Below are 6,946 nucleotides of genomic sequence, written 5' to 3'. Positions count from 1 at the left end.
TACCTTTAGATACTGCATCAGAAGTATTACCTTTAGATACTGCATCAGAAGTATTACCTTTAGATACTGCATCAGAAGTATTACCTTTAGATACTGCATCAGAAGTATTACCTTTAGATACTGCATCAGAAGTATTACCTTTAGATACTGCATCGGAAGTATTACCTTTAGATACTGCATCAGAAGTATTACCTTTAGATACTGCATCAGAAGTATTACCTTTAGATACTGCATCAGAAGTATTACCTTTAGATACTGCATCAGGAGTATTATCTTTAGAAACTAATGTACTATCCCGACTATTATTTAATAAATTAGCACATATTTTTATATATTCACCAATAGATGATAAAGGTATATGTTGATCTTTATTATTATAACTATAATTGATTGGTAAATTTGTATTCTTAATAGATTTTAAATTTTTTAAATTAGTCCATTCATCATTGAAGTTAGTCTTTGAATTACTGATATTAGTATTAATTTCTCTTGTTATTTCAGAAATAATCATTTTTTAACACCTTATTTAAGAATAATTATAGATAGTCTATTACTCTTATTTTTTTAAGTTTATAAAAAATCGCACAATAGTAATCAATCAACTCAATTTAATAAAAGAAGCATATATAATTTATAATTAAACATAGAAATAAAAAAAGATATCAACAAGTGATATCTTTTTTTAGTTTACTAATTTATATTCCGCTGGAATTTAAAAATAATTTATTTCTTAATCATTCTTTTAAATCATTATACACCGTAGCTCTTGAAACACCGAGGTATTGTGCGGTAATTTCCATTGCTTTACGCAGTGAAAGATAACCTTCATCCTGTAAACAGAGTAACAACTCGCGCCTTTGATGCGGTTTTAGTGCTCTTGGTGTGACTGAATAAGTCGCAGAAAACTCATCAATACGTTTTTTCAGCGAATCTTCAGTCACTGAACTAAAGGTTTCAATAATGTCATTACCTTCTTCAAGGGTTGCAAATTGGTTAAGCACCATTTGTAATCCTTTGATCATTGAAATATCAATATTCAAGCATAACGCTGCAACATAATTGCCTTGTTTGTCTTTAATACCAATAGAGGTACTTTTTGCTGTTCTTCCATCTGGAAACTGATTCGGGTAATTTGCCACAATCTGAGGAAAGTCCGACGATTCAATACGTGCCATTCCCAATTCTGTTGCTCTATCCCCTACTTTTCGACCTGATAGATTATTTTCAATGACCATAATGGTATTTTCACTATCGGTTAGATCATGAAGTACAACTTCACAAAAAGGCGATAATGTTTTACCAATGCCTTGTGCAATAAATTGTAGTTGTTCTACCAGCCACTCTTGGTCTTCTGTTTTATGTGACATAACGATCCCTGCAATAGCTAAAACGTAAATGATTTATACAATTTTAACTGATTTATTCAAATAATTAATCGTTATCTGCAGGATAATCAGATTTTGCCTGATTTAAAATAGCTTTTGCCATCCATTGAGTCATATCAATGACCTGTTGATCATCCATTTTCCAGATATCTTTCATTACTAAAAAGACTTCAGACCCATAAATTAAAGAGAACGATTTAATCACCTTATCCCACATTTCTTCAGGATAATGTGCTTTTAATGGTTCAATAACTTTGAGTAAAATCTCTTTACGGTGACCGCGAATAAACCGTTTTTCTGCATATTCACTTGATTGTCTCTCTTTTGCCCATTGCTGTAATGAGACTTGTAATGCACCACGCAGCGCGCCTTCATGTTTAAACATTTGTGGATAGGCAAGATTGAGCAATTCAGTAATGCGTTGTTGTGTATTATCTTCAGGTGTGGGGCTCCATGCAATGATCGGCGCTAAACTTGCGTCAACTGTGGCACTAATTAAATCACTTTGTGTGGGAAAATAACGATATGCGGTTGCTCTCGAAACACCTGCATGTGCCGCTAATTCCGACACAGTCGGTAACATTCCTTGCTCAAAAAGCCCCAATGCTGTTGTCACCAATAATTGATGGGTTCTTTTTCGTGTACCGGACATTGCATCCGTTTCATCACTGTAACTCATAGAAAATCCTTCGTTATTTCTACACTTTTATGTGTCTGACTTATCTTAAGCTAAATACTCACAACACTTAACGTTTACTTTAGGTGATTAATTGCACCTTATCGACTTTTAATAGATAAAAAATAAAAATAATGAGACAACAGTCTCAAAACAGTGCTATTATAAATGAAACTCAAGTCTCATTGTGATTATAATCTATCCGTCGATAATCATAAAAGGTATGGGAAGGCTTATGAAACAGTATTCTGGCTCTATCTATATTGCCACAACGCTTGATACTAAAAGTGCTGAAATTTTTTATGTCAGTGATTTAATTAAAAAAGCAGGCCTTCCTGTTAAAACCGTTGACTTGACAACCAAACCCACGGCATTAGCAAGAGAAGCCGATATCACCGCAACAGAAGTTGCACGTTTTCACCCTAATGGCCCAGAAGCCGTGTTTTGTGGCGATAGAGGGAAAGCAATAGAAGCGATGTCAATCGCATTTGAACGCTATTTAACTCAGTCTGATGATGTCTTAGCCATTCTTGGGCTAGGCGGTTCTGGCGGAACGGCACTGATTACACCAGCAATGCAATCTCTGCCAATTGGCGTACCTAAATTGATGGTATCAACGATGGCGTCTGGCGATATTTCAGGCTATATCGGTGCAAGTGATATTTCAATGATGTACTCCGTCACAGATGTATCCGGCTTAAATCGCATTTCTCGTAAAGTCCTAAGAAATGCGGCGAACCAAATAGCTGGTGCTGTTTATTTTTACCAAGAAGAACAAGTTGTTGATAAACCAGCTGTCGCATTAACGATGTTTGGTGTCACTACACCTTGTGTACAGCAACTTACTCAAAAACTTGAAAATAATTATGACTGCCTTGTTTTTCACGCAACAGGAAGTGGCGGTAAAGCCATGGAAAAACTGGTAGACAGTCACTTACTTCATAGCGTGCTCGATCTTACAACAACAGAAGTGTGTGATTACTTGTTTGACGGTGTACTTGCTTGTGATGAAGACCGTTTTGGTGCAATCGCCCGTACCAAAATCCCTTATATAGGTTCTTGTGGTGCATTAGATATGGTGAACTTTGGTCGCCCATCGAGTGTTCCGGAGAAATATAAAGGGCGTCAATTTTATCATCACAATGCGCAAGTCACCTTGATGCGTACAACACCAGAGGAAAACCGTCAATTAGGTATCTGGATCGCTGAAAAACTCAATCAGTGTGAAGGTCCATTGCGGTTTGTATTACCACAGGGCGGTTTTTCAGCTCTGGATATTGAGGGAGCCCCTTTCTGGGATCCTCAAGCAAACCAAGCTTTTTTTGATGCATTTATAACAACATTTAAAGAGACAGAGACTCGTCAGTTAGTCATCAGTCCTTATCACATAAACTCTGCTGAGTTTACTCAGCAAATTTATGATTTACACCAGGAACTTATTTGTTAACCACGGAGAAAGAAGAATGACTCATTCACGTGAAACATTACTAAAAAAATTCAATGAAATGATTGCTCGCCACGAACCAATTATTGGCGGTGGTGCAGGCACAGGGCTTTCAGCTAAGTGTGAAGAAGCCGGTGGTATTGACCTTATTGTGATTTATAACTCTGGGCGTTATCGTATGGCTGGCCGTGGCTCTTTAGCGGGTTTATTAGCTTATGGTAACGCTAATGAAATTGTTATGGATATGGCAAAAGAAGTATTACCTGTTGTTAAACACACACCTGTACTTGCTGGTGTTAATGGTACAGATCCTTTCTGTAACTTTGATAAATTCTTAGATGAAGTTAAAGCAACAGGCTTTGCTGGTGTACAGAATTTCCCAACAGTAGGCCTGATTGATGGAAATTTCCGCGCTAATCTAGAAGAAACAGGTATGGGTTATGGCCTTGAAGTGGATATGATCCGTCAAGCTCATGAGAAAGATCTATTAACCACACCTTATGTCTTTAGCCGTGAAGATGCGATTGCAATGACTGAGGCTGGCGCAGATATTATTGTACCTCATATGGGATTAACAACCGGTGGTAATATTGGTGCTGAAACAGCATTAACATTAGCAGACTGTGTGCCTTTAATTAATGACTGGGCCAAAGCGGCAAAAGCTGTACGTTCTGATGTCATTGTGCTTTGTCATGGTGGTCCAATTGCAACGCCAGAAGATGCACAATATATCTTAGATAATTGCCCAGATTGTCACGGCTTCTATGGTGCTAGTTCAATGGAACGCTTACCGACAGAAGTGGCATTAACCGCAACAACCAAAGAATTTAAAAATATTAAACGCTAATTCAAAATTATCAAGTTTGCCTAAGCGTTAATCTATATTGCCCACATAATGTGGGCAATATTTTATGCAGAATGTACTAATTACAATTAAACCAATTTTGCAATTAATGTATTCAAATCCCCTGCTAAAAAATCAACAGGTGGGATCTCAATAACCGTATAAGCACCTGCACGTTGTTTCATACTTGCTCTTGCGGCAGATACCATAAATTGAGACGTCAATGCAGGGTTGTTAATATGCATTGAATATTCAAATAATTGGTTATGTGTTTTACCTGACACGCCTTTATGGATCATCTGAACGCCATGTCCCACATCTTTTAAGCTATCGACACAATCCACTTGTTTCACATGAGTTTCATCAGAAGAAAAATAGCTATCAGCTTTAATGGCCTGCTCTACTTGATTAAAATTCGCCCCGGCATCCAACTCCACGTAAACCATACGACGATGAACCCCCGTCCCTAATGGAATAGTCATGGAAAGCGCATCTTTTACGCCATCAATCGTTTTAGCTGCTACACTATGCCCCATGCTCATACCAGGACCAAAGTTAGTATAAGTGAGCCCTTTTGGTGCCATGGCTAACATTAACGTACGAATAATAGAATCTGAACCAGGGTCCCAACCCGCAGAAATAACCGCTACACGGTCGTGTTTTTTTGCAACTTCATCTAGTTCTGTTTTTAATGACACAATTTCACTGTGAACATCAAAACTATCTACTGTATTAATACCTAAACTTAGAATAGATTTAGCTAATTCTTTAATTGCACGAGTCGGTGAACATAAGAGAGCAACATCAACATTACCTAATGTTTTAATATCGTTAGTCACGGTAATATTTTGCAGTTCTTCTGGTACATTATTGATATCACGACGAACAACCCCCATTAATTCAAAATCTTGAGCAGCTTGAACTGCTTCTAATGCAAATCGACCAATATTGCCATAGCCAACAATAGCCACTTTTATTTTAGTATTCATTAATTCCCCTGACTTTAACGTTACCATCTCTTAATGATAATAATGATTAGTTATCAATGAATAAACCATATATATATCTTTTTTGCCAGATAAACATTATTTACACTATTACCTTATAAATAAACCTTGTAGAATCTCTCATCTTCCTACGCGTTTTATTAATAATATCGATTTCACTCTGTGTTTAAGAAGGTTTTCAATGCATCAGTCTGATGTAGCGGATCGCTCACTTTTTTCCCTTAGTTGGCCAATATTTATAGATATTTTTCTACATCTAGCCACACTATTAATTAATACTTACATGGTAAGCCACGTTTCCACTGCTTACTTAGCAGCTATGGGCGTTGGTAACCAAGTTTTTGATCTTTTTATCACCATTTTTAGCTTTATTAGTGTGGGATGTAGCGTAGTTATTGCCCAATACTTAGGTGCAGGTAAAAAAGAAAAAGCCAGCCAAGCAATTCATATTTCTATCGCTTTTAACGCGTTACTTGGCATTAGTAGTGCATTAATCATTCTTTTCTTTGGCTACAATATTCTACATATTATGAATACGCCTGAGCATTTAGTGCAAGATGGCTACAACTACCTACATATTATTGGTATTTGCCTTATTCCTGAGGCTGTTTCAATTATTCTTGCCGCTTGTCTGAGAGTTTATGGCAAATCTAAAGCAGCGATGTATGTCACATTGATCGCCAATATTGTTACTGTTATTGGTAATATGATTGTGCTTTATGGCTTTTTTGGTTTACCACAATACGGATTAGTCGGCGTTGCTTGGTCAACTGTTGTCGGCCGTATTATTGCTGTTATCTTACTGTGTGGATTACTGTTCTACGGTTTGCGTATTAAATTCGAAGCTAAACAACTCGTCGTGTGGTCTAAAAATATGTTAGGGAAAATCCTACATATCGGTTTACCCGCAGCGGGAGAAAACTTGGTTTGGATTTTACATTATATGACTGCATCAGCCTTTATTGGATTAATGGGCGAAGTCCCTCTTGCAGCACAGACTCTCTATTTCCAACTGTCATTATTTTTAATGCTCTTTGGTATTGCGATTAGTATTGGTAATGAAATATTAGTGGGTCACTTAGTTGGTGCAAAACGTTTTGATGATGCTTTTACTAGAGGCTGGAAAAGCTTAAAAACGGGGGTAATATTTACCATCGGGGTGGTTATTGTCTATTGGTTTATGCGTGATCCTATTTTGTATTCCATTACAGAAGATCAACGCATTATTGACCAATTAATTCCTCTGTTTATTTTGTCGGTATTTTTAGAACCAGGACGTACTTTTAATATCGTGATGGTGAATGCCTTGCGTGCAGCAGGCGACGCTAAATTCCCGTTGATGACGGCAATCTGCTTTATGTGGGGTGTGGCTATTCCGGTAGGCTATTTCCTTGGAATAAAAATGGAAATGGGTCTAATTGGTATCTGGATTGGTTTCCTTTGTGATGAATGGCTACGTGGATTAACTAACGCATGGCGCTGGCGGTCTCGTAAATGGCAAACTAAACGTTTGGATATTTAATCTTAAAAAGCCTGATAAATCATTATCAGGCTTTAACTAGAGATCTCTACTTAAACCTTCTTTATGAT

Annotated in this window: 7 protein-coding genes; 4 read left to right on the top strand and 3 right to left on the bottom strand. The window is 37.1% G+C overall.

From position 1 onward, the window contains the following. On the top strand, positions 1–365 hold a 365-nt coding region (locus tag QSH13_RS15305), incomplete at its 5' end, for a DUF4573 domain-containing protein (RefSeq protein WP_286039346.1). 369 nt (positions 366–734) lie between these two features. Here the strand turns inward: QSH13_RS15305 and QSH13_RS15300 are convergent. Both QSH13_RS15300 and QSH13_RS15295 read right to left on the bottom strand, forming a co-directional pair. Beyond that, positions 735–1,367: a helix-turn-helix transcriptional regulator gene (locus tag QSH13_RS15300; protein ID WP_006535016.1), complete on the bottom strand. Its 633-nt coding sequence runs from the start codon at positions 1,365–1,367 to the stop codon at positions 735–737. Between the two features lie 64 nt (positions 1,368–1,431). Beyond that, a complete protein-coding gene (locus QSH13_RS15295) occupies positions 1,432–2,064 on the bottom strand; it encodes a TetR/AcrR family transcriptional regulator (protein WP_109397904.1) in 633 nt (210 codons plus the stop codon). A gap of 232 nt (positions 2,065–2,296) precedes the next feature. Between QSH13_RS15295 and QSH13_RS15290 the strand changes: the two genes are divergently transcribed. Together QSH13_RS15290 and QSH13_RS15285 are read left to right on the top strand one after the other, a co-directional pair. Then, the gene (locus QSH13_RS15290) at positions 2,297–3,508 is read left to right on the top strand and encodes a Tm-1-like ATP-binding domain-containing protein (protein ID WP_109397905.1); all 1,212 of its coding nucleotides are present in this window, start codon (positions 2,297–2,299) and stop codon (positions 3,506–3,508) included. 16 nt (positions 3,509–3,524) lie between these two features. Then, positions 3,525–4,352 (top strand): phosphoenolpyruvate hydrolase family protein, encoded by an 828-nt coding sequence (locus QSH13_RS15285; protein ID WP_072063635.1) that lies wholly within the window; start codon positions 3,525–3,527, stop codon positions 4,350–4,352. 86 nt (positions 4,353–4,438) lie between these two features. Here the strand turns inward: QSH13_RS15285 and QSH13_RS15280 are convergent, their stop codons facing one another. After that, complete coding sequence (locus QSH13_RS15280) at positions 4,439–5,338, bottom strand: diaminopimelate dehydrogenase (RefSeq protein ID WP_109397906.1); 900 nt, start codon at positions 5,336–5,338, stop codon at positions 4,439–4,441. A 199-nt stretch (positions 5,339–5,537) separates the two neighbouring features. Between QSH13_RS15280 and QSH13_RS15275 the strand changes: the two genes are divergently transcribed. After that, positions 5,538–6,878: an MATE family efflux transporter gene (locus QSH13_RS15275; protein ID WP_109397907.1), complete on the top strand. Its 1,341-nt coding sequence runs from the start codon at positions 5,538–5,540 to the stop codon at positions 6,876–6,878. Positions 6,879–6,946: the final 68 nt, after the last annotated feature.

It is taken from the genome of Proteus faecis, assembly GCF_030286765.1.
GTDB classification, from domain to species: domain Bacteria; phylum Pseudomonadota; class Gammaproteobacteria; order Enterobacterales; family Enterobacteriaceae; genus Proteus; species Proteus faecis.
This window is presented reverse-complemented; position numbering and strand designations above follow the sequence as displayed.

Coding starts and splice junctions, on each gene's coding strand:
- QSH13_RS15300 (WP_006535016.1), bottom strand. CDS start 1,367: ATGTCACATAAAACAGAAGACCAAGAGTGGCTGGTAGAACAACTACAA.
- QSH13_RS15290 (WP_109397905.1), top strand. CDS start 2,297: ATGAAACAGTATTCTGGCTCTATCTATATTGCCACAACGCTTGATACT.
- QSH13_RS15285 (WP_072063635.1), top strand. CDS start 3,525: ATGACTCATTCACGTGAAACATTACTAAAAAAATTCAATGAAATGATT.
- QSH13_RS15280 (WP_109397906.1), bottom strand. CDS start 5,338: ATGAATACTAAAATAAAAGTGGCTATTGTTGGCTATGGCAATATTGGT.
- QSH13_RS15295 (WP_109397904.1), bottom strand. CDS start 2,064: ATGAGTTACAGTGATGAAACGGATGCAATGTCCGGTACACGAAAAAGA.
- QSH13_RS15275 (WP_109397907.1), top strand. CDS start 5,538: ATGCATCAGTCTGATGTAGCGGATCGCTCACTTTTTTCCCTTAGTTGG.